We start from the raw sequence: 21,057 nt of genomic DNA on the forward strand, positions 1-21,057 counted from the left end.
CGGCCCTCGCGCTCAGATTTCCCACCCCGCCACCCCTCCGAGTGCAACTCAGCGCTCCAGCACGCCAGCCAGCCGCGCGGCTCGCCTCAAGGCCCGCGCGGCCTCGGCGCGATGGCGACCGCGGATGAAGGGACCGGCGAACAGTCGGAACGGTCGCCGAGACGCGGTGACGGCAAGTCCGGCGTCCTCTACACGGGCGGCCGCGGGTGGAACGGTCAGCGGCACGCCTCCGCCGCGCCCAGCCTGGTCCAGCCCGAGAGCTCGGATGACGGCGCGATATGCGGCGCCGCCCAGAGTCACTACCGCGACGGGATCGAGCGCAGCGAGCTCTTCGGCAAGGTAGCTCAGCATAGAGATCGAGCATCGACGGCGAATGGAGCACGGGCCCGGGCACGAGCGTAGTCGTCGATGGCGGCTGAATGGCGAGTTGGCGCGCCCGGGGGCGCTCAGCGCAGGGTGAGGAAGCCCGCCGCCTCGGCCCGGCGCACCATCTCCCGGATCGGGTCGTAGTCCGCGTCCTGCACCGGGACGAAGCGCGCCATCAGGCCGGCGGCCAGGATCGCCCGGCCCTCGGGATCGGCGTGCATCCCGAGGAACAGCTCGCGGAGGCGGGCCTTCGAGGCCTCGCCGAGTCGGCTCGACACGACGACCGGCGGGATCGGGCACGGGCCGATCGACTCGACGACCCGGAGCTCCCGGCCGAGCTCGGGCCGCCCGGTGGCCTCCAGCTCGAGCACGGTGCTGTCGATCCCCGACGCGTCCACCGCTCCCTCGAGCACCATCCGGATCGAGTTCTGGTGGGAGCCCGAGGGGATCGTCTCCCCGAAGTAGCCGCCGGTCTCGCCCAGCATGAGGAGATGGTCCCGCGGCATGTTGTGCCCCGAGTTCGAGTCGGGGCCGTTGTAGGCGTAGCGCTTCCCGCGCAGGTCGGCGAAGGATTGGATCGGGCTCTCCCGGCGCACGACCACGTCGGTGAAGTAGATCGGCCGCCCCTGGTAGCGGGCCGCCGCCATCACCGGCGCGCACAGGAGCTCGACGGGGCGCTGGGGGCGGTCGAACTTCTGCGCGTAGGGCAGGCCGCAGATGAACGCGAGCTGGATGCGGCCCGTGTCCAGCATCCGGTGCCGGTCCTCCCAGCCGACGCCCACGAGCAGCTCCGCCGGCTCGCCCAGGCGGCGGGTCAGGTAGCCGGCGATCCGCTCGTAGATCGGCCGCGCGTTGTCCGCCAGAAAGGAGGCGAGGGTGAGCACGATCTGATCATATGGCCATCGACCCCCGCGGGAAAGGACCCCATAATACCGGGCGGAGCGGGAACCCGTGGACGACGTGATCCGCCTGAGCCCGTCGGAGACCGTGCGGGACCGTCCGTTCGCGGACCCCTGGCACAACGCCGAGGACCTGGCGGCCATCCTCACGATGGCGGCCCGGCTTCGTCGGCTTCTGAGCCAGCCGGCGCCGTGGCCGGAGCCGCCCCGCCCGGTGGCCATCGAGGCGGCGGAGCCCGACGGCCGCCAGCATCGCGTCATCGTCTGCCGGGCGTCGGCGCTCGGGGCGGAGCGCGACCTGGCCTTCGTCGGCTTCTTCGCCAAGAAGCGGCTCGACCGGGACTGCTCGCCCCTGACGGCGGCGGACGACGAGCTGATCCTCGAACTGCCCGCCCATCCGGGCATCCTGAGCTACAGTTCGCTGGAGCTCCCGGACGGGAACTGGGGCAACCTGATCGTCGTGGACCCGCCGGAGGCGAAGGACCACTGGCGGACGAGCGAGAAGCACGCCTGGGCGGCCCGAGAGCTGGCCCCGGCGTACTACACCGTCATCCGGCTCCACAACGGCGTGTTCCCCGGGGGCCTCCGATCGGATCGTGACCCCGTGCTCCTCCGGACCCGGTACTGGGACTTCCGGGATCCCGCGCCCTGGCGTGCCGAGCGCGAGGTCCCGCCGGTCGGCCGGCGCTCGCCGGCCGAAGCGTAGCGCGCGACCGCCCTAGGAGCGTGTCGGAGTAACCTGGCAGCTCGCCCCCAGCGCGCGATGCGTCGAGCAGCGCTCCGAGCGGCGGCTCTGCCGCCGCAACCGAGGGGGTCTTCCGAGACCCCCCGAAGAGCTACTGCTTGACCAGGAAATGCGCGCGCCGGTTCTGAGCCCAGCAGGCTTCGGAGCGCTCGCTGCAGAGTGGGCGCTCCTCGCCATACGACATCAGCGTGATCCGCGCGGCCTCGACACCGTGGGAGACCAGGTAGTCGCGCGTGGCCTTGGCCCGGCGCTCGGCGAGGGCCAGGTTGTACTCGTTGGTCCCGCGTTCGTCGGCGTGGCCCTCGACGAGGACCTGCGCAGCCCGGTTCGACTTGAGCCACTGGGCGTTCGCGTCGAGGAGCGGCTGGTCCTGCGTCCGAACCTCGTAGCGGTCGAAGTCGAAGTGGACGTCGCGAAGCGCGCCGACCTCGGCGAATTCTCTGGGCGAGGGAAGCGCAGGCAGCGAGGTGCCAGGCGTGCCCGCGAAGGCGGTCGCGCCGGCCGCATCGCTCCCGGCGCCGGCGCCGCTCGACCCGCCGCTCCATGCGGCGCCGCCGGCGCCGCCCTGATTCCCGGCTCCGCCGAGGCCCGCCGTCATGCCCTGGCTACCGCCGGCGCCCGAGCCCTGGCCACTTCCCAGGCTCGCGCCGGACTTCTTTCCGCAGCTCGTCAAGGCGACGAGCGCCACCGAGAGTGTCACGAGAACCAGTCGCCACTGCCCTCCCGTCCTCATGCCCTGCCCCTTTCTCCCGCCCACGCGCGGGCCGCACACGATCGGTCGGCCTCCTACCGGGCCGGCTACCACAATGGCAGGCGCGCCGGGCACACCACGAAGAAAATCTGCTGGCCGCGCGGAAGGACGTCCAGGTTCTCCCATTTGGGAATGTGGTGGGTGCCGCTCTCAAGTGGGAGTCCGGCGAGCCGGGGAGGGCGCTGAGGCACGTCCGGGACCCACGGCCTGGCGCGCCGACCGCGAGCTTCGCCCGCGCGCCGGCGTCCCGTCAGGCGAAGCGCAGCGGGCGGCCGATCGCGAGTCGCTTCGCCTTCTCGAGCATCGTGTGGCCGAGGGCGATGTCGGTGGTGCTGAGGCCGCGGTGCCAGAAGAGGATGGTTTCGTCGTCGCGCTCCCGGCCCGGCTTCCGGCCGACCACGATGTCGGCCAGCTCCGCGTAGAGCGTCCGCTCGGAAAGCTTCCCCGCGTCGACGTGGGCGCGGAGTGCTCCGAACATCCCGCCCTTGCACTGTCCCCAGTCGTCGACGACGAGCTTGTCCATCACGTCGGTCAGCGAGAGCTCGACCGCGCTCATGGTGCCATACGGCACCACGCAGGCGCCGCGGGCGATCCAGTCGGTCCGGAGGAGCGGGGCGGGCTCGGCGAGGCGCGAGGCCTCCACCACGATGTCGGCGTCCCGGACACACGTCTCCCAGTCCTCCACGACCCGCACCGGCTTGCCGAGGTCCGCCGACAGCCGGACGCCGAACGCCGTCCGACTCTCCGGCCGGCGGGAGTGGACCCGGATCTCCGCGAAGTCGAACAGCCGATCCAGCAGGCGCACGTTCCAGTAGGCCGAGCCCCGGGCGCCGATGTGTCCCAGGACGCGGCTTCCCCGGCGCGCCAGGTGCCGGGCTCCGATGGCGGTCATGGCGCCCGTCCGCATGTCGGTGATGGCCGTCGCGTCGAGCACCGCCAGCGGCATCCCCGTTCGCGGGTCGAAGAGGTTGAGGAGGGCCATCTCGGATGGAAGCCCGAGCCGGTAGTTGTCGACATAGTCACCGACGATCTTGACTCCGGCCACGCCGAGCGGCGCGACGTAGCCGCGAAGCACGTTGAAGTGCCCGCGGAAGGCGGGGTCGGGGACCAGGTGGACACGCGCCTCGATGACGGCCTGGCCGCGCCCCTGGGCGACGAGGGCGGCCTCGACGGCCGCCAGGATCTCCTCGTCGGTCAGCGCCAGGGCCTCGATCTCGGGCCCGCCGAGATACGTCAGGAATACGGACTCGGGCATCAGCCGCCGCCGGCCCGCGCCGGTCGCGTGGGCTAGGTCATGGGAGGGAGCCTCGACGGCCCCCTCCCAAGCCCACCCCACCTTTTGGGCTGGGCGGGTGGGCCCGGCGGCAAAGCCGCCGCTCGGACGCTACTCGACGCATTCGGTGATCGGCGCCATCCGCTGGTGATTACTCCGACACGCGGCTAGCCGAGGGACCCGCGGCCGGAAGGAAATCGCGCCGCGGCGCGGGCTCGGAACGCGCGCAGGCCGCGGAGGGCGTGACCGGCCAGCCAGGCGGCCGCCCACGCCACCAGGACGAGGACGCCGACGCCGACGGCGAGCGTGAGGAACGGGTGCGTGAGCGCCAGCCAGACCCCGCCGGCCAGGAGCGCGTTCTCCGAGAGGCTCAGGAGGATGTTGGACAGGGGCTCGGGGCTCGTGTTCACCGCGAGTCGGAGGCTGGCCTTCGCTCCGTGGGCGGCCAGCGTCACGCTGCCCAGGAGAAGGAGGGCGATGACTTCCACCGGGGGCGAGAGTTCCCCGAACACGCGGACCGCCAGGAGGGCGCCGCCGACGGGCCGGATGACGGTGTGGACGGCGTCCCAGGCCGAATCGAGCCACGGGATCTTGTCCGCGAGAAACTCGATCGCGAACAGGATCCCGGCGACCGTGAGGACGAGGGGGTCGGCGAGGACGGCGAGGTGCTGGAAGCTCGGCGCCAGATGGACCCACTCCAGCCGGATGGCCAGGCCGACGAGGAACGCCGCCCCGTAGAGGCTGAGGCCGGACGACAGGCTCAGCCCGAGTGCGCTTCCGATCAGCGCCAGCGTCTCGGCCACGTCACGCCTTCTCGGGACCCAGCCGGCGCGACAGCCCGACGAGCGCCTGGAGCTTCCCGAGGGCCGCCCCGCCGTCGATCGAGTGTGCCGCCTGCTCGACTCCGTCCTTGAAGTCCCGGGCGCGGCCGCCGGCCACCAGCGCCGCCCCGGCGTTGACGACCACCATGTCGCGCTTGGGGCCGGGGTCCCCGCCCAGGATCCGGCGGATGATCTCGGCGTTCTCCTCGCGGTCGCCCCCCCGGAGGTCGGTGATGGAGGCCCGGGCGACGCCGAAGTCCTCGGGACGCACCGTCCCGGTGCGGACGAGCCCCTCCCGGACCTCCGCGATCCAGCTCTCGCCGGTGGTCGAGATCTCGTCGAGCCCGTCCGCCCCGTGGACGACGAACGCGCGGATCGTCCCGAGCTCGGCCAGGACCCGGGCCAGCGGCTCGACCAGCACGCGCGAGTAGACGCCGATGACCTGGGCGTTGGCGCCGGCCGGGTTGGTGAGGGGTCCGAGCACGTTGAAGACGGTGCGGATCCCCATCTCGCGCCGGGCCGGCATCACGTGCTTCATGGCGGTGTGGAGGAGCGGGGCGTAGAGGAAGCCGATGCCGACCTCGTCGATGCACTGGGCCACCTTGGGCGGCGTCAGGTCGAGGTTGATCCCCAGCGTCTCGACGACATCGGCCGAGCCGCACAGGCTGGACACCGAGCGGTTCCCGTGCTTGGCCACCTTGATTCCGGCACCGGCCACGACGAAGGCGGTGGCCGTGGAGACGTTGAAGGTCCCGGTGGCATCGCCCCCGGTGCCGCAGGTGTCGATCAGCATCTCGCGGTCGGTCCCGGTCAGCGCGGCCTCCACCTCGCTCCGGGTGCGGACACGCACGGCCTTGAGCCGCATGACCTCCGCGAGGCCGATCAGCTCCTCGACCGTCTCGCCCTTCATCCGGAGGGCCGTCAGGAAGGCGGCCACCTGGGCGTGGGTCGACCCGCCCGACATGATGGCCTCCATCGCGGCCGCCGCCTCCAGGCGGGTCAGGTCGCGCCGCTCCACCAGGGCGCGAATCGCCTCGACGATCACCGGACTGCTCATCGTTCCCTCCGCCGAATCGGCCGCGCCGGAGGCACGCTCCTAGGAGGCGCGAGCCTTCAGGAAGCTCGCCACGACGCCGTGGACGTCCTCGATCCTGAATGGCTTCGTCATGACCCGGTCGACCCCGTTGGCGCGCAGCTGCTCGGCGGGCAGCTCGACGCCCCACCCGGTCACCAGCACGACCGGGACATCGGGGCGGTGCGCCTTCACCGCCTGGGCCACCTGCCAGCCCGACAGGCCGGGCATCGCCAGGTCCGTCAGCACGAGGTCGAAGGGCGCCGTCCGGAACCGCTCGATGCCCTCGGAGCCCTGGCTGGCCACGGTCACTTCATGGTGGGCCAGCCGCAGCATGTCGGCAAGGGCTTCGCGGACGGGCTCCTCGTCGTCGATCACCAGCAGGCGGGCGGCGGGGACGGCGGGATCGCGCGCCGCGGTCCCGGGCGCCACGCCGCCATAGCCGGCCGGCAGCCGGATCGTGAAGAGGGAGCCCGTGCCCTCGGCCGAGTCCACCGCGATCTGGCCCCCGTGCCGCGAGATGATGCCGTACGCCATGGCCAGACCGAGCCCGGTCCCCTTGGGGCCCTTGGTGGTGAAAAAGGGCTCGAAGATCCGCCGCCGGACCTCCTCGGACATCCCGATCCCGTTGTCGGCGACGCTGACCTCGAGGGCTCCATCGACGCGCCGGCTCGCAATCGTGATCGTGCCTCCGCGCGGGAGCGCGTCCACCGCGTTCAGGATGAGGTTGGTGAGGGCCTGACGCAGCTCCGCCGGGTGGCCATCCACGGCGGGCACGGGGTCGAGGTCCAGGATCACCCGGACGTCGAGCCCGTGTGACTGGGACTCGTCGCGCCAGCGGGTCTGCGTCATCTCGACCGCGTCACGCACGACCTGGTTGACGTCCACGGTCTCGGCCGGCTGGTCGCGGCGGATCCGTGTGAACTCCTGGATCTGGCGGACCGTCTGAGCGCCGTCGAGGGCGGCGCGCTCGATCACCTGGAGCCAGCGCCGGAGCCTCGGGTCGTCCACCTGGGCCAGGATCAGCTGGACGCGTCCCAGGACCGAGGCCAGGATGTTGTTGAAGTCGTGGGCGACCCCGGAGGCCATCTCGCCGAGCGCGCGGAGCTTCTCCGTCTGGACCAGGTGCTCCTGGGCGGTCTTCAGGTCCTGGTAGGCGCGAGCGAGCTCTTCGAAGAGCCGCGCGTTCTCCAGCGCGGTGGCCGCCCGGTCGGCCACGGCCTGGGCGAGCCGGAGGTCGCGCTCGGAGAACTGTCGGATGTCGTCGTGGATGGACCCGGCCAGGATGGCCCGGACAATGCCCCCCGTCACCACCGGGACGATCAGGACCGACCGCATCCCCCAGCGGTCGAGGTCGGGCCGCGACGGGTGCTCGGCCGGCAGTTCGCCCACGTCGCGCAGGATCAGCGGCTGGCCGGTGGCGGCAACCTGCCCCACCAGCCGTTCGCCGACGCGCATCCGCACCGACCCCACGGCCGGCCCCCGCGGCGCCCCGTCGGGCGCGTCGGGTCCCACCCGAGCGGCCACCCGGAGCTCGCGCGTCTCGGGGTTGACGACGAATACCACCCACATGTCGCCGAGGATCTGCACGGCGATTTCGACCAGCGCCTCCAGCACGGCCTCCCGGCGGAGCGTCGCGCTGAAGCGGCGCGAGGCCTCGGCGAGCGCGACCGCTTCGGCCTCCTGTCGCTGCGCCTCCTCGTAGAGCCGCGCGTTCTCGATGGCCACCGCCGCCTGACCGAGCAGCGTCTGGAGCAGGGCCACGTCCGCCGTCGAGAGCGGAGCTTCCCGCCGGCCCCCGAGGGCGAGGACCCCGAGGAGCCGGTCGCCGAGGAAAATGGGGACGCCGTTGAAGGAGGTGATGCCGTGGGCCAGGACCATCTGGCGCCCGGTGATCCGGGAGTCGGTCTCGATGGACACGTCGAGGAGGGGCTTCCGGTGCTCGGCGATCCAGCCGACACCGGCTTGGCCGTAGCGCAGCCGCTCGGGAAGATGGGCCAGGATGTCGGCGTCGCCGTGCCCGGCCCGGCGGGTGAGGACGCGGCGCTCCTCGTCGGCGACCCAGAGGGTCACCAGCGGCGCGCCGAACAGGGCGCCGGTGGCCTCGGCGACCTTGCCCAGCACCTCGTCGAGGCGGAGTGAGGCCGAGACCGCCCGGTTGACCTGATTCAACGCCTCCAGTCGCGCCACGTACTCCCGGACCTCTCCGTAGAGGCGGGCGTTCTCGAGCCCGACCGCAGCCAGCGCGCCGAGCGAGGAGAGTGTTTCGATCTCCCCGGGCGTCGGCTCGTGCGGCTCCCACCAGTAGACCGCCAGGCAGCCGAACGGCGCCTCCTTGATCTGGATCGGCACCGAGAGGGCGGCGCGGTATCCCTCCTGCTCGATCAGCGCCCGGGTGCCGGGGCTCAGTGAGACCTCGCCGTCGGCCAGGATGTCCGAGGTCCAGACCGGCCTTCCTTCGCCCACCGATCGGCCGGAGGTGCCTTCCCCGAGCCGCACGGACAGCATCTGCACGAATCCCGGCGAGAGTCCGGCCCCGCGCACATAGCGCAGGACGCCATCCTCGTCCAGGCGGAAGACGCCGCAGGCGGCCACGCCGATCAGCCCGCGGACCCTCTCGACGATCAGGTCGAGTACCCGCTCGGGATCCAGCGTGGCGCTGATGAGGTGGCCGACCTCGAAGAGGGCGCGCGCCTCGGCCTCCCGCCGTCGCGCCTCCTGGTAGAGCCGCGCGTTCTCGACCGCGATGGCCACCACCTGGGCGAGATCCGCGGCCAGCCCCACGTCGTCCTCGGTGATCTCCGCCCGCCGCCCGAAGAGCGCCCACAGGACGCCGACGACCTCGTCCCGCAGCCGCACCGGAACGGCCAGCTCGCCCACGAGCCCGACGACACGCACCGCATCCGCGAAGTCCGCGCTGATCCGAGGATCGCCGAGATAGTCCGCCGTCCAGAACGGCTCCCCTCGCTCGAGGACCTGGCCCCCGACCCCCTGGCCGGGCCGGACGACGACCCCCCGGAACGCCTCGGCGCCCAGCCCGACCGCCGCCGTGAGCCGGATCGACCCGTCAGGCTCGACGAGCCCGACGGCGCCCCCGTCCGATCCGAGGAGCCGGCGGACGCCGTCCGCCACCAGCGACAGCACGGTCGAGAGATCGAGGGATCCGGTCAGTGTCTGGGTCAGCGCCGCCAGCGTCTCGGCCGTCTGCTGGCGACGGCGTGTCTGGGAGAACAGCCGGGCGTTCTCCAGGGCGGCCGCCGCGTGGTGGGCCAGGACCTCCAGGAACTCGACCTCTTCGCTCGGAATCCGGAAGCCGGGCGGATGGTACACCGCCAGAACGCCCAGCACCTCGCTCCGGATCAAGAGTGGGACCGCCACCAGGGCGCGGGTGCCTTCGCGCTGGATCCGGGCCCGGGCCTCGGCCGAGAGCTTGACCGCCGGGTCGTGCAGGAGGTCGGTCGTCTCGATCGCGCGCCGCTCGACCGCGGCTCGGCCGACCACGCCCTCGCCGAGGGCGAGCACGTGCTCGCGCATGAAGGCCTCGTCGAGGCCGAAGCCCCGCGCGTACCGGAGACGAGCGGCCGCGTCGAACCGGAAGAGACCGAAGGCCTGGGCCCCCAGGATCTCGCGACACTTCTCCTGGATGAGGTCCAGGATGCGGTCGGCGTCGAGCGTCGTGGCGAGCAGCCGGCCGACCTCGGCGCCGGCCTTGACGCGCTCGGCGCGGCCGGCGGCCAGACGGAGGAGCCGGGCGTTCTCGAGCGCGATCGCCGCCTGCACGGCGAAGTCGCCCAGCTGGACGAGGTCGGACTCGCTGAACGGCCGGTTCACCGCCCGGCGGCGGACCAGGATCACGCCCTGGACCGCCCCACCGTACAGAAGCGGCTGTGCCACCACCGCCGAGTCGAAGTCGCGGAACGGCGCGATCGAATACGGGGAGCGGGGATACTCGTTGACGATCATCCCCTCGCCGCGGACCGCCACTCGCCCGGCCACGCCCTCGTTGAGGCGGAGCGCCACCTCGTGGAGCCAGTCAGGCACGTTGAAGGACGCGTGCGGACGGAGGAGGCCGGCTGTCTCGTCGAGGAGGAAGACCGATGCCGAGTCGGCCTGCAGGAGCTCGGTCGCCCGGCGCACGATGAGCCCGAGCAGCCGCTCGGGGTCACGCTGCTGAGAGATCTCCCGCTCGATCTCGCGCAGCGCCTCCAGGCGGCGCAGACGACTCTGGGCGGTATCGAGGAGGGCGGCGCTGTCCAGCGCCACCGCGGCATGGCTGGTGAAGGAACGGAGCAGGTCCACCTCGCGCCGGGTGAAGCGGTGGCGGCGCCACGTGAACAGACAGAGCACGCCGAGGAGTCGCTCGGCCCGGGCGAACGGCACCCCGGCGAACGAGACGAGGCCCTGGTCGCGCACCCAGTCGGGCAAGGCGAGCTGTGGCGTGTTCCGCACCGAGGTGAGCACGATCGGCTTCCGGCGCTGAGCGACCAGACCGACGAGCCCTTCGTCGGCCTTCAGCACCGCGCGGAGCGGCACGCCCCGCTTGCCGGCCCGCCCCCCGGACTCGGCGACCAGCCGGAGCTCGCCGCGCTCTTCGTCCATGAGCCAGAGGTGGACCGTGACCTCGCCCGTCAAGGCGCCCGCCGCCGCCACCACCAGCTCGAGCATCTGCGGCGGCGTGAGCCCGGCGGTCGCCGCCTCGGCGAGGGTGATGAGGGTGCGCTGCGCGACCACCCCGGGGTCGGGACGCGCGGGGGCCCGGCCGCTCCTCGGCGGACGGGCGGACGGGCGTCGTCGAGACCGGGGCTTGCGCGGGGTCGGTTTCGCCATCTCTCGACTCATAATCCCAGGTATGCCTGCCGGATATGGCCCGAGCCCAGGAGCTCGTCGCGCGGTCCGGTGAGCGTCACCTCGCCGTTTTCGAGGACATAGCCGCGGTGGCAGACCTGGAGCGCGCGCAGGACGTTCTGCTCTACGAGCAGGATTGTAGTCCCCTGGCGGTTCACCGTCTCGACAATTTCGAAGATGGTCCGGACCATCAACGGGGCCAGGCCCAGGGACGGCTCATCCAGGAGGAGAAGGCGCGGTCGCGCCATGAGCCCCCGGGCGATGGCCAGCATCTGCTGCTCGCCGCCCGAGAGGGTGCCGGCCAGCTGTCCCTCCCGCTCCCGGAGGCGGGGAAACAGCGCGAACACCGCGTCGAAGCTGGCGATCCGACCGGCCCGGGCGGTCGGCGTCCGGGCGCCCATCTCCAGGTTTTCCCGGACTGTCAGCGAGGGGAAGATCTGCCGGCCCTCCGGGACGTGGGCCAGCCCGAGCCCGACGATGTCGCGCGGCGTCAGACCCCGGAGCACCTGGCCCGCGAAGACGATCCGGCCGGCCCGGGCCGGGATGAGGCCCGAGATCGCGCGGAGCGTGGTGGTCTTGCCGGCGCCGTTCGCCCCGATCAGGGCCACGCACTCCCCTTCCCGGACTTCGAGGGAGGCGGAGCGAACGGCCAGGAGGTCGCCGTACCCGGCGGCCAGCCCGTCGAGGGTGAGCAGCGCGCTCATTCGGTCACCTCGGGACTAGCAGCGCGACCGAGTCCGGCGATGGAACCGGGCCGGCTCATTCGCGCTCCGGGCCGGGAGGCGCCCCCCAGTCCTCGCCGAGGTACGCCTCGATGACACCACGGTCTGACGCGACGGCGGCCGGGGGCCCGGTGGCGATCACGTGCCCCTGGCTGAGGACCACGACGCGGTGGGAGAGGGTCATGACCGCACGCATCACGTGCTCGATCAGCAAGATGGCGATCCCGCGCGCGTTGATGCATCGGCACAGTTCCACGACCTGAGCGGTCTCGGTCGCGTTCAATCCGGCCATCACCTCGTCAAGGAGCAGGAGGCGGGGCTCGGTGGCGAGGGCCCGGGCCAGCTCGAGGCGCTTCCGTTCGGCGAGCGTCAGTCCCCGCGCCGCCACCCCAGTCTTGCCCTCGAGCCCGACGAAGGCCACGACCTCGCGCGCCCGCGCGGTCGCCTCCGCGAACCGTCGCGCGCGGGCCAGGGCGCCGACTCGCACGTTCTCGAGCACCGTGAGCCCCTGGAAGGGCTTCACGATCTGAAAGGTGCGGGCGAGCCCGCGCCGGCACAGGTCGTGGGGCCGGAGGCCCGCGGTGGACTCGCCGATCAGTCGAACGGTCCCCGCGTCGGGGGCCAGGAATCCCGAGACGACGTGGAACAGGGTGGTCTTGCCGGCGCCGTTCGGCCCGATGAGGCCGACGATCTCCCCGGCCTCCAGCGAGAGGCTGACCCCGGACAGGGCCTGGACCCCTCCGAAGCGCTTCTGGACCCCGGCCACCTCCAGCAGCGGCATCAGCCCGCCCGCAGGCCACGGCGGGCGAGCGCGCGGGCCAGGTGGGGATAGGCGCCGCGAGGCAAGAACAGGACGACGGCGATCAGCAGGACCCCGTACACGACCAGGTGCGTCCCGGCCAACCCCGCCCGGGCAAAGTAGGCGCGCGAGAGCTCGGCCAGAGGCGACAGGATGAAGGACCCCAGGATCGGGCCCATGAGGGTCCCCGCCCCACCGACGACCGGCCGGAGGATGATGTCCACCGAGAGCGGAATGCCGAAGACCGCGTTCGGCTGGAGCGAGAAGAGATAGCTGGCGTAGAAGGCGCCGCCGAGGCCGGTCAGGAACGCCGAGAGGATGATCGCCACGAGCTTCACCTGCCGGGTGTCGACGCCGAGCGCCTCGGCGGCATCCTCGTCCTCACGGATCGCCAGGAGATAGGCGCCGAGACGACTTCGCTCGACCAGGGCGACGACCCCCGTCGCCACCAGCATGAGAGCGAGCGAGACGTAGTAGTACCCGCGGTTGTCCTGGAACTGGAGCTGCCAGGGGTTACCGGTGAACTGGATGTACAGCCCGATCGCCCCTCCCACCGCCTCCGTGTTCAGGGCGAGGATCCGGCAGACCTCGGCGAAGGCGACGGTGAGCAGGACGAAGTAGAAGCCCCGGAGACCGAAGCGGAAGCCGAGGAACCCGATCACGGCGCCCAGGACCGCCGCCAGGGCCCCTCCGGCGAACATCCCGAGCCACGGCGAGACACCGACGTGCATCGCGAGCAGCGTGGTCGTGTAGGCGCCGACACCGACGAAGGCGGCGTGGCCGGCCGAGAGCTGGCCCCCGTACCCGCTGATCAGGTTCCAGGCCTGGCCGAGGTACGCGTAGAAGAAGATGAAGACGAAGACGGTGAGCACCCGCGAGCCCAGCACCGCGGGCAGGACGAGGAGCAGCCCCACCCCTCCCGCCCCAAGCCAGCGGGCGGCCGCGTTCACAGACGGCGGCCGAACAGGCCGGTCGGCCGGAACAGCAGGATCAGGATGAGGAGCGAGAAGCTCACCAGCTCTTTCAGTGACGGGGCGAGGAAGACCGCGCCGAGCGACTCGGCCACGGCCACCAGCAGCCCGCCGACGAAGGCACCCAGCAGGCTCCCCATGCCGCCGATGATCACGATGTTGAACGACGTGACCGAGATCCCCAGTCCGGTCGAGGGCTGGAAGGGCAGGATGGGGGCCACCAGGGCACCGGCCGCGCCCACGCAGGCCGCGCCGATCCCGAACGCCACCGCGTAGACCCACCGGACGTCGATCCCGACCACCCGCGCCCCGTACCCGTTGTCGGCGGCCGCCCGCAGCGTTTTGCCGACGTCGGTCCGGGCCAGGAAGAGATAGAGCGCGAGGGTGAGGCCGACGGCGACCCCGAAGGTGACCAGCCGGGCCACGTCGACGAACACGGGGCCGAGCCAGATGGTGGAGAGCGCGAGCGGCGAGCGCACCCGCTGGGGATCGGGCCCGAAGGCCATGAGGGCGCCGTTCTCGAGGACCAGCGCCACGCCGAGAAGCAGCAGGATCTGCGTCTCGTGGGGCGCGTCGACGATCCGGTCGACCAGGCTCCGCTGCACGCCGAGCCCGAGGACGAACAGCGCCCCCGCGCAGAGCGCGAAGCCGAGGTAGGGGTCCAGGCCGAGGTGCGTCGCCAGCAGCCACGCCAGGTACATGCCCCAGACCATCATGTCCCCGTGGGCGAAGTTGATGACCCGCATGACGCCGAAGATGAGGGAGAGCCCGACGGCCATCAGGCTGTAGACGCCCCCGAACAGGACGCCGTTGAGGAGGCCTTGAGCGACGAACGTGGGGTCCACAGACGGCCGGGGGGCGAGGCCAGAGCCCGCGCCCCCGAGGGTCAGCGCTTGGGCCGCGGGAACACGAGCTTCTGCTCGGCCGCGTCCCGGGGCCAGACGACGACAGGCTTCTGGCCGAGGATCTGAATCATGGCGCTGGTGGCATTCGGGTTGTCGCCGGTCTCGTTGAAGACGACGGGACCGGCCGAGACCATGAACCCGCCCGTGAAGCTGGTCTTCTTGATCGCGTCGACGACGGCCTCCGGGTCGGTCGACTTGGCCCGCTCCAGCACGTCCGCGACGATCAGCATGCCGTCATAGGAGTAGCCCGAGTTGGTGTCGAAGGTCTTGCCGCCTGAGCGCTTGCCGTATTCCTCGGCGATCGCGCGGGTCTTGGGGTTCTTGAAGTTCGGCCAGGGCACGTTGTCCATCACGTGCTCGATCAGCTCCTTGAGCTTCGCGATCTGGCCAGCCTCGTAGAGCCCCGGCGAGCCGGGGCTGATCACGCCCATCGCCTCCACCCGCTGCTTCGCCAGCTCCGGGAGCAAGAGCTGGGCGCTGGCCGGCCGGGTGATGGGGGCGATGATGTCGGGCCGAGCCGCCCTGAGCTTTCCGACCTCCGTCGAGAGATCCGAGGGTGGCTCCGGCCACGGGATGACCTCGACGATGTCGAATCCGGGGCGGGCGGCTTTGTGAGCGGCCTGGAACGACTTCGCCTGAGTCTGGCCGAACAGGTCGTTGGCGTACATGAGGACGAGCCGCTTCGGCGAAACCCCGGCCTCCTTGAAGATCTCCGTCATGAACTGGATCGCCCGCTGACCGAACATCGTCCCGGTCGGGAAGTTGCGGTACACGTACTGGACCTTCTGCTGCCCCTCGCGCACCGCCTTGGCGACGTTGGCGGTGATGGGGTCGGCGGCTGCGATGTCGACGAGGAACGGGATCCGCTGCTGCTGGGCGACCGGGACCATGGCCGCGGCGTCGCCGGAGCTGAAGGGGCCCAGCAGCACCTGGGCGCCCCCGTTGATGACCCGCTCGGCCTCCGTGCGGGCCACCTCCGGCTTGCCCTGGGTGTCCCCGAGGATCAGCTCGAGCTTGGCCCCCCCCAGAGACTTGATGCCGCCGGTGGCGTTGACCGCGTCGGCGGCCATCTGGGCGCCGAGTCGGCAAGCCTGGCCCGCCTCCGAGAGGGGGCCGGTGACCGGGTGAACGACGCCGACCTTGATGGTCCGTGGCTGCGCGCGCAGGACCGCCGGGAAGCCGAAGACCCCGGCTCCGGCGGCGACGCCGACCCCCGCGAGGAAGGTCCGCCGTCCGACTCCGCGTGCCTTCTCCATAGTGCCTCCTGGGAGTCGATCGGGCTGGGCGCGCGCCGCCGGAAGCCGCGACTCGACCGACCTATGAGTGTGTCGGAGTAACCCGGCAGCTCGCCCCCGAGCGGACGATGCGTCGTCTTCCGAGACCCCCCGAAGAACCCGGAGGCTGTCGGAGTAACCGCGCGCCAACGCCTCGCCCAACTGCCGCGGGTCAGTGTTCCACTCCGAGCGCGGGCTTGCCCGCGCAACCCTCCCGGGGGAGGGTCTGGGAGGGGCCGTCGAGGCCCCCTCCCAGGATCTAGCGCAGCCCGAGCAGCTCCCGGGCGATGACGACCCGCTGGATCTGGTTGGTCCCCTCGTAGATCTGCATGATCTTGGCGTCCCGCATGTAGCGCTCGACCGGAAACTCCCGCGTGTACCCGACCCCGCCGAAGACCTGCACGGCGTCGGTGGCCACCCGCATGGCGGCGTCGGCCGCGAAGCACTTGGCCATCGACGCTTCGAGCACCGTGGAGGGCGCCCCGCGCTCCACCAGGCTCGCCACGTGGTGCACCATGAGCCGGGCCGCGTGGACCTGCATGGCCATGTCGGCCAGCATGAACTGGATCCCCTGGAACGCGGCGATCGGCTGGTTGAACTGCCGCCGCTCCTTGGCGTAGCCGGTGGCGGCGTCGAGCGCCGCCTGGCCAACCCCCACCGCGGTGGCTCCCGTCATCGGCCGCGTGAAGTCGAGCGTCCGCATGGCGATCTTGAACCCGTCGCCTTCGGCGCCGAGGCGGTTCGCCACCGGGACCTCGCAGTCCTCGAGGTGGAAGGCCACGGTCGGCGAGGCACGGATGCCCATCTTCTTCTCTTTCTTCCCCACCGCGAAGCCCGGGAAGCCGGGTTCGACGAGGAAGGCGGTGATCCCCTTGGGGCCCTTGGTGGGATCGACGGTGGCGAAGAGCGTGATCACTCCCGCATTGGAGCCGTTGGAGCACCAGAGCTTGGTCCCGTTGAGGACGTAGCGGTCTCCCTTCCGCACGGCGACAGTCTGGAGGCTGGCCGCATCCGACCCGGCGCCGGGCTCCGACAGAGAGTACGCGGCCAGGATCTCGCCGCTGGCCAGTCGCGGGAGATACCGGCGCTTCTGCTCCTCGCTCCCGGCCAGCACGATGGGGTAGCCGCCCAGCGGCGTGGCGCCCCAGTTGGTGGCGGTGGCCGCGCAGGCCCAGGAGATCTCTTCCGCGACGAGGGCGACCGCCAGCGCCCCCATGTCGCTGCCCCCGTAGGCCTCCGGCACCCAGATCCCCATCAGACCCTGCTGGGCCAGAAGCCGCATGGCCTCCTCGGGATAGGTCTCGGTCTCGTCGAAGTGGGCGGCCACCGGCGCGATCTTCTCACGGGCCAGCGCCCGGGCCAGCTCCATCACCATGCGCTGCTCGTCGGTGAGGTAGTAGAGCTGCATGGTAGCGTCTCCGTCTACTTCAGGCGGAAGCTCGAGAGGATGGACTCGAAGGTCGTGAACTCGCTGTCGAACTCGGCAGCCAGGGCCTGACCCACCACGACGAACCCCTGGCGCTCGCGGAACGTGCAGAGCGCGGTCGCCCGGACCATGTCGCCGTCCACCAGCCCCTGGAAGTCGAGCCGGGCGCCCGCCTTGTCGCCGATCCGCACCGCCCGGGTCGGCCGCAGCGTCTCGGGCTCGGTCATGCCCGAGCGCAGCCCCTCGCAGGCCTTGCCCACGTCGGCGGGCGGCGTGGCGACCTCGTGCACCAGGACCACCACCTGGGGCTGGACTCCCCGCCCCAGCACGGGGACCTTCGAGACGATGACGGCGAACCCCGCGAGCTTCACGGGATCCTCCTCGCCCCGGATCCGGGCGCCGCCGGCCGCCTTCTTGGCCAGGTCGACGATGGTGGCGGCCGTGATGAAGTGCCAGCCCGGCGGCTTGGTGATCTCGATGCCGTACCGGCTGTTCGCGTAGAGGTTCCCGCCGATCCGCTCCTGGCCGCGGGCCGGGGCCGCGGCCAGGGCCAGAACCACCAGCACGACGAGGCCGCCGGGGGTGCCCCGCACTACGCACCCAGGTACGCGCACTGGGCAGCGAAGGCCCGCGCCTTGGCCGCGTCGAACTCACGCAGGATGGTGAGCTTCTGGGCCTCCAGGGACCCCTCGGCGTGGATCGAGAGGACCTCGTTGTAGCCGCCGAAGTCGGAGGTGAGGAGGTCGCGGATCAGGTTCATGATGCGGAGCCGGTTGGTGGCGCCGAATCCCCGCTTGCCGCCCAGATACCGCTCCACGTAGGCCTTCGTCTCCGGCGCGGTCAGATCCTCCTCGGCCGGCCCCGTCACCAGGAGTCCCCCGGCGATGTCCTGCACCTTCTGGGCCATCGCGTGGTAGTTCTCGGCGAAGTACTGCTTGGCGACGTTGGTCGTGATCGGATTCGGCACGGCCACACCGGGCGCCATGCGGCGGCACTCGTAGGCGGCCGCCACCGTGAGCCCCCGCACCGTCTCCCGCCAGGCGATCAGCCGCGAAAGCTTCTCCCGCACGTGGCCGGCCTTGTCGATGCCGTTGGCCTCGGCCGCCAGCATCGCGGCGCCGATCATGAGGTCGATGTGGGGCAGCTTGTAGGACACCGCCGTGAAGCGGTGGAACTGGACGAAGCCGAGGGCCAGCGCTCCGGCGTAGGGGGTCTCGCCGGCGAGGAAGACGCGCTCCCACGGGACGAAGACGTCGTCGAACACGGTGAGCGTCTCGATCATCTTGTGGTCGGCCGAGACCGGGTGGTGGAACCGGGAGGGCCCGGTCGCCGTGAACGGGCTGGTGATCAGCTTCAGGCCCTTCGTGTTCATCGGCACCGCGAAGGCGACGGCGTAGTCCCGGTCCGCCTCGCTGAGGGCTCGGGTGGGGATCACGATGAGCTCGTTGGCCGCCACCGAGTCGGTGGTATGGGCCTTGGCGCCCCGGACCACGATTCCGTCCTTCTGGCGGTCCACGATGTGGACGTAGTAGTCGGGGTGCTCTTGCTCGGAGGGTCCCAGCGAGCGGTCCCCCTTGACATCCGTCTGGGCCACGGCCAGCGCGAGGTCGTGCTGCTCCACGTACCGGTGGAAGGCCCGGAGGCGCTCCCGGTAGGGCGCCTTCAGGACCTCCTGCATCTGGTGACTCACGATCGTGTGGGCAAAGAGGAAATCCGAGCCGATCTCCTTGATGATGAGGAAGACGCCGTGCCCCACCCGGGTGCCGTGCTCGATCAGGAGGTGGCGGCGGAGGAGGTCGTCCGGGCCCTCGGGGAGCTTGAAGTACCGGCTCGACTGCGCTCCGGTGGCATCCGGATACGTGCAGAGGTCGGCGTGAGCGGGATCCTGCGCGCTCGCGTACTCGAGGGCGGCGTGCCGCACGCCGATCGAGAGCTCGGGGTGCGCGGTCACGTCAGGCACCAGCTCCCCCCGGTAGTAGACGGCGCGACCGTCGCGGAGGCTCTCGAGGTACTGCTCGGGTGTCCTCAAGCCCATGGCGTGAGTCTCCTCAGCCGGATCGGCTACTTGGCGGGATAGTCGTAGAAGCCCTTGCCGCTCTTGCGCCCCAGATGGCCGGCCAGGACCATGCGCCGGAGGAGTGTCGGGGGTGCGAAGCGGGACTCCCGGAACTCCTCGAACATCACTTCAGCCACGAAGAGCGTGGTGTCGAGGCCGACGAGGTCGAGCAAGGTGAACGGCCCCATGGGATACCCGCACCCGAGCTTCATGGCCTGGTCGATGTCTTCCTTGGACGCGACTCCGGCCTCCAGCAGGCGGACCGCCTCCAGCAAGTAGGGGACGAGCAGGCGGTTGACGATGAAGCCGGTGGTGTCCTTGGCGGCCACCGGGGTCTTGCCCAGCGCCTGGACGAAGCCCCAGGCGATCTTCACCGTCTCGTCGCCGGTGAGGATCGTCCGAACGACCTCGACGAGCTTCATGACCGGCGCCGGGTTGAAGAAGTGAAGGCCCAGCACCTGCGCCGGACGCTTGGTGGCCGCCGCCAGCTCGGTGACCGTGCAGGACGAGGTGTTGGAGGCGAGCAGGGCGTGGGGCGGACAGATCTGGTCGAGCCGCGCGAAGGTCTCCTTCTTCAGCCCGACGTTCTCGGTGATGGCCTCGATGACCAGGTCCACGTCCTGGAAGTCCTCGAGGCGCACGGTCCCGCGGAGCCGCACCCAGGCCGCATCGCGATCCCGGGCGTCGAGACGCCCCTTGTCCGTGAGCCCGTCCAGGTTGCGGCGGATCGCGCCGAGACCCCGGTCCAGGAGTCCCTGATTCGCTTCCACCACGGTGGTGGGGAAGCCGGCCTGGGCGACCACCTGGGCGATGCCGCCCCCCATCAGGCCGCACCCCACCACCCCGACTCTGGAGATCGTCATCGGCTCCCTCTTCGGAGACGCGGAAGGGCTGTGGCCTTCCCGCTGCGCGCCTCGGTTCGTGGCCCGATCAGAGACGGGTGGGCCGGTCGGCCGTCCGGCGCGGTCCGCCGGCGGGTCCCAGCATGCTGCGCAGCCTGCCGCGCTGCTCCGGGGTGAGGAGGGCCTTCCCCTGCTCGAGGGTCTTGAGCCGCTCGATGCGCAAGTCGGATCGGAGCTTGGCGGCCTCGCGGATCTTCGCCTCCACCTTGCCCATGTCCAGGAGATCCTGCTCCAGGAGGGCGGCCAGATCCATCTCGGCGATGCGGATCTCGGCCTCGCGGCGGATCTGCTCTCGGGTGAACTCGCCCCGCAGCGCCTCCAGCCGGCTCTGCTGCTCGGGCGTCAGACCGAGCTCGCTCCGGTGCTCGAGCATGAACGAGATCACCGGCCGCTCGGCCGGGTACGACATGGGCGGCTCCCCGTATGGCCTCGATCCTGGCCCCGAGAGATGGCGCTCGAGCTGGGACCCGAGGCTCCGGAACTGCTCCACGACCTCCCCCAGGGCCCGCCCGGCGTCTTCGTGGAATGCGGGCCGGACGGAGTCGGCAAGGGCGAGACCGCCGAGCCCGAGGAGGGTCGCGACGAGAACGAGCGTGATGGCGATACGCGTCATGGCCTTCTCTCCTACCGGTGGTGTAGGTCCTCAGTCGTACACGATCAGCGAATGCACGGGGTAGTCCTTCAGCTTGGCCCGGCCGTGGAGGAAGCCGAGCTCGATCAGGAATGTCACGCCGACCACCACGCCCCCGGACTGCTCGACCAGCCGCAGCGTCGCGGCCATCGTGCCGCCAGTGGCCAGGAGATCGTCGACGACCAGGACCCGCTGGCCGGGGCTGATCGCGTCCTCGTGCATGGCCAGGGCGTCCCGGCCGTACTCGAGCTCGTACTCGACCTCGATGGTCTTGGCCGGCAGCTTGCCGAGCTTCCGCACCGGGACGAAGCCGGCACCCAGCTCGTGGGCCAGCGCACCCCCGAAGATGAAGCCCCGGGACTCGATCGCGACGACGACCTCGACCCGCGCCTGGATGTAGGCGTTGGCGAGCTGGTCGAGGACGTACTTGAACGCCCGGGGGTCCTTCAGGAGGGTGGTGATGTCCTTGAACAGGATCCCCTCCGTCGGGAAATCCTTGATGTCCCGGATCTTGGCCTTCAGCTCGGACACGTCCATGCCGGGTCTCCTTGCGGGCGTGGCAGCGGTGAGCCTTCATGATAGCCCGCCGCGTTGCCGGC

Annotated in this window: 19 protein-coding genes; 1 reads left to right on the forward strand and 18 read right to left on the reverse strand. The window is 71.2% G+C overall.

Annotated elements, in window-relative coordinates; all coding sequences use genetic code 11:
- Positions 1–48: 48 nt before the first annotated feature.
- Positions 49–351: a hypothetical protein gene (locus tag VGW35_24790; protein HEV8310891.1), complete on the reverse strand. Its 303-nt coding sequence runs from the start codon at positions 349–351 to the stop codon at positions 49–51.
- 95 nt (positions 352–446) lie between these two features.
- Positions 447–1,250 (reverse strand): PhnD/SsuA/transferrin family substrate-binding protein, encoded by an 804-nt coding sequence (locus tag VGW35_24795; protein HEV8310892.1) that lies wholly within the window; start codon positions 1,248–1,250, stop codon positions 447–449.
- Between the two features lie 67 nt (positions 1,251–1,317).
- Between VGW35_24795 and VGW35_24800 the strand changes: the two genes are divergently transcribed.
- Positions 1,318–1,971 (forward strand): hypothetical protein, encoded by a 654-nt coding sequence (locus VGW35_24800; GenBank protein ID HEV8310893.1) that lies wholly within the window; start codon positions 1,318–1,320, stop codon positions 1,969–1,971.
- A gap of 130 nt (positions 1,972–2,101) precedes the next feature.
- On the opposite strand, the gene pal is transcribed toward VGW35_24800, so the two are convergent.
- From pal to VGW35_24880, 16 genes are all read right to left on the reverse strand, one after another.
- Complete coding sequence (pal, locus tag VGW35_24805) at positions 2,102–2,743, reverse strand: peptidoglycan-associated lipoprotein Pal (protein HEV8310894.1); 642 nt, start codon at positions 2,741–2,743, stop codon at positions 2,102–2,104.
- 268 nt (positions 2,744–3,011) lie between these two features.
- Entirely contained in the window at positions 3,012–4,016 is a 1,005-nt protein-coding gene (locus tag VGW35_24810) for an ornithine cyclodeaminase family protein (GenBank protein ID HEV8310895.1), read from the reverse strand.
- A 185-nt stretch (positions 4,017–4,201) separates the two neighbouring features.
- Positions 4,202–4,837: a DUF4126 domain-containing protein gene (locus VGW35_24815; GenBank protein HEV8310896.1), complete on the reverse strand. Its 636-nt coding sequence runs from the start codon at positions 4,835–4,837 to the stop codon at positions 4,202–4,204.
- Between the two features lies 1 nt (position 4,838).
- Complete coding sequence (gene trpD, locus VGW35_24820) at positions 4,839–5,900, reverse strand: anthranilate phosphoribosyltransferase (protein HEV8310897.1); 1,062 nt, start codon at positions 5,898–5,900, stop codon at positions 4,839–4,841.
- A gap of 51 nt (positions 5,901–5,951) precedes the next feature.
- Complete coding sequence (locus VGW35_24825) at positions 5,952–10,658, reverse strand: GAF domain-containing protein (protein ID HEV8310898.1); 4,707 nt, start codon at positions 10,656–10,658, stop codon at positions 5,952–5,954.
- Positions 10,659–10,762: 104 nt separating this feature from the next.
- Complete coding sequence (locus VGW35_24830; protein HEV8310899.1) at positions 10,763–11,476, reverse strand: ABC transporter ATP-binding protein; 714 nt, start codon at positions 11,474–11,476, stop codon at positions 10,763–10,765.
- 55 nt (positions 11,477–11,531) lie between these two features.
- Positions 11,532–12,275, reverse strand: a complete 744-nt coding sequence (locus tag VGW35_24835) for an ABC transporter ATP-binding protein (GenBank protein HEV8310900.1) — start codon at positions 12,273–12,275, stop codon at positions 11,532–11,534.
- Complete coding sequence (locus VGW35_24840) at positions 12,275–13,207, reverse strand: branched-chain amino acid ABC transporter permease (protein HEV8310901.1); 933 nt, start codon at positions 13,205–13,207, stop codon at positions 12,275–12,277. The genes VGW35_24835 and VGW35_24840 overlap by 1 nt, the downstream gene beginning before the upstream one ends.
- A gap of 32 nt (positions 13,208–13,239) precedes the next feature.
- The gene (locus VGW35_24845) at positions 13,240–14,109 is read right to left on the reverse strand and encodes a branched-chain amino acid ABC transporter permease (protein HEV8310902.1); all 870 of its coding nucleotides are present in this window, start codon (positions 14,107–14,109) and stop codon (positions 13,240–13,242) included.
- A gap of 41 nt (positions 14,110–14,150) precedes the next feature.
- Entirely contained in the window at positions 14,151–15,425 is a 1,275-nt protein-coding gene (locus VGW35_24850; protein ID HEV8310903.1) for an ABC transporter substrate-binding protein, read from the reverse strand.
- 277 nt (positions 15,426–15,702) lie between these two features.
- On the reverse strand, positions 15,703–16,851 hold the full coding sequence (locus tag VGW35_24855) for an acyl-CoA dehydrogenase family protein (GenBank protein HEV8310904.1): 1,149 nt from the start codon (positions 16,849–16,851) through the stop codon (positions 15,703–15,705).
- 14 nt (positions 16,852–16,865) lie between these two features.
- The gene (locus tag VGW35_24860) at positions 16,866–17,435 is read right to left on the reverse strand and encodes a hypothetical protein (GenBank protein ID HEV8310905.1); all 570 of its coding nucleotides are present in this window, start codon (positions 17,433–17,435) and stop codon (positions 16,866–16,868) included.
- Between the two features lie 26 nt (positions 17,436–17,461).
- A complete protein-coding gene (locus VGW35_24865; GenBank protein HEV8310906.1) occupies positions 17,462–18,904 on the reverse strand; it encodes a 4-hydroxyphenylacetate 3-hydroxylase N-terminal domain-containing protein in 1,443 nt (480 codons plus the stop codon).
- A 26-nt stretch (positions 18,905–18,930) separates the two neighbouring features.
- Positions 18,931–19,788 carry a 3-hydroxybutyryl-CoA dehydrogenase gene (locus VGW35_24870; GenBank protein ID HEV8310907.1) on the reverse strand — a complete coding sequence of 286 codons (858 nt, stop codon included), beginning with the start codon at positions 19,786–19,788 and terminating at the stop codon, positions 18,931–18,933.
- Positions 19,789–19,855: 67 nt separating this feature from the next.
- Positions 19,856–20,440 carry a Spy/CpxP family protein refolding chaperone gene (locus VGW35_24875; GenBank protein HEV8310908.1) on the reverse strand — a complete coding sequence of 195 codons (585 nt, stop codon included), beginning with the start codon at positions 20,438–20,440 and terminating at the stop codon, positions 19,856–19,858.
- Between the two features lie 30 nt (positions 20,441–20,470).
- Complete coding sequence (locus VGW35_24880) at positions 20,471–20,995, reverse strand: adenine phosphoribosyltransferase (GenBank protein ID HEV8310909.1); 525 nt, start codon at positions 20,993–20,995, stop codon at positions 20,471–20,473.
- Positions 20,996–21,057 lie beyond the last annotated feature (62 nt).

This window comes from Candidatus Methylomirabilota bacterium, assembly GCA_036005065.1.
GTDB lineage: Bacteria > Methylomirabilota > Methylomirabilia > Rokubacteriales > DASRDR01 > DASYQW01.

What these genes read in the sequence shown, in the direction of transcription:
- VGW35_24790 (HEV8310891.1), bottom strand. Translation starts at nt 351, where the DNA reads ATGCTGAGCTACCTTGCCGAAGAGCTCGCTGCGCTCGATCCCGTCGCG.
- pal (HEV8310894.1), bottom strand. Translation starts at nt 2,743, where the DNA reads ATGAGGACGGGAGGGCAGTGGCGACTGGTTCTCGTGACACTCTCGGTG.
- VGW35_24810 (HEV8310895.1), bottom strand. Translation starts at nt 4,016, where the DNA reads ATGCCCGAGTCCGTATTCCTGACGTATCTCGGCGGGCCCGAGATCGAG.
- VGW35_24830 (HEV8310899.1), bottom strand. Translation starts at nt 11,476, where the DNA reads ATGAGCGCGCTGCTCACCCTCGACGGGCTGGCCGCCGGGTACGGCGAC.
- VGW35_24835 (HEV8310900.1), bottom strand. Translation starts at nt 12,275, where the DNA reads ATGCCGCTGCTGGAGGTGGCCGGGGTCCAGAAGCGCTTCGGAGGGGTC.
- VGW35_24850 (HEV8310903.1), bottom strand. Translation starts at nt 15,425, where the DNA reads ATGGAGAAGGCACGCGGAGTCGGACGGCGGACCTTCCTCGCGGGGGTC.
- VGW35_24855 (HEV8310904.1), bottom strand. Translation starts at nt 16,851, where the DNA reads ATGCAGCTCTACTACCTCACCGACGAGCAGCGCATGGTGATGGAGCTG.
- VGW35_24865 (HEV8310906.1), bottom strand. Translation starts at nt 18,904, where the DNA reads ATGGGCTTGAGGACACCCGAGCAGTACCTCGAGAGCCTCCGCGACGGT.
- VGW35_24870 (HEV8310907.1), bottom strand. Translation starts at nt 19,788, where the DNA reads ATGACGATCTCCAGAGTCGGGGTGGTGGGGTGCGGCCTGATGGGGGGC.
- VGW35_24875 (HEV8310908.1), bottom strand. Translation starts at nt 20,440, where the DNA reads ATGACGCGTATCGCCATCACGCTCGTTCTCGTCGCGACCCTCCTCGGG.
- VGW35_24880 (HEV8310909.1), bottom strand. Translation starts at nt 20,995, where the DNA reads ATGGACGTGTCCGAGCTGAAGGCCAAGATCCGGGACATCAAGGATTTC.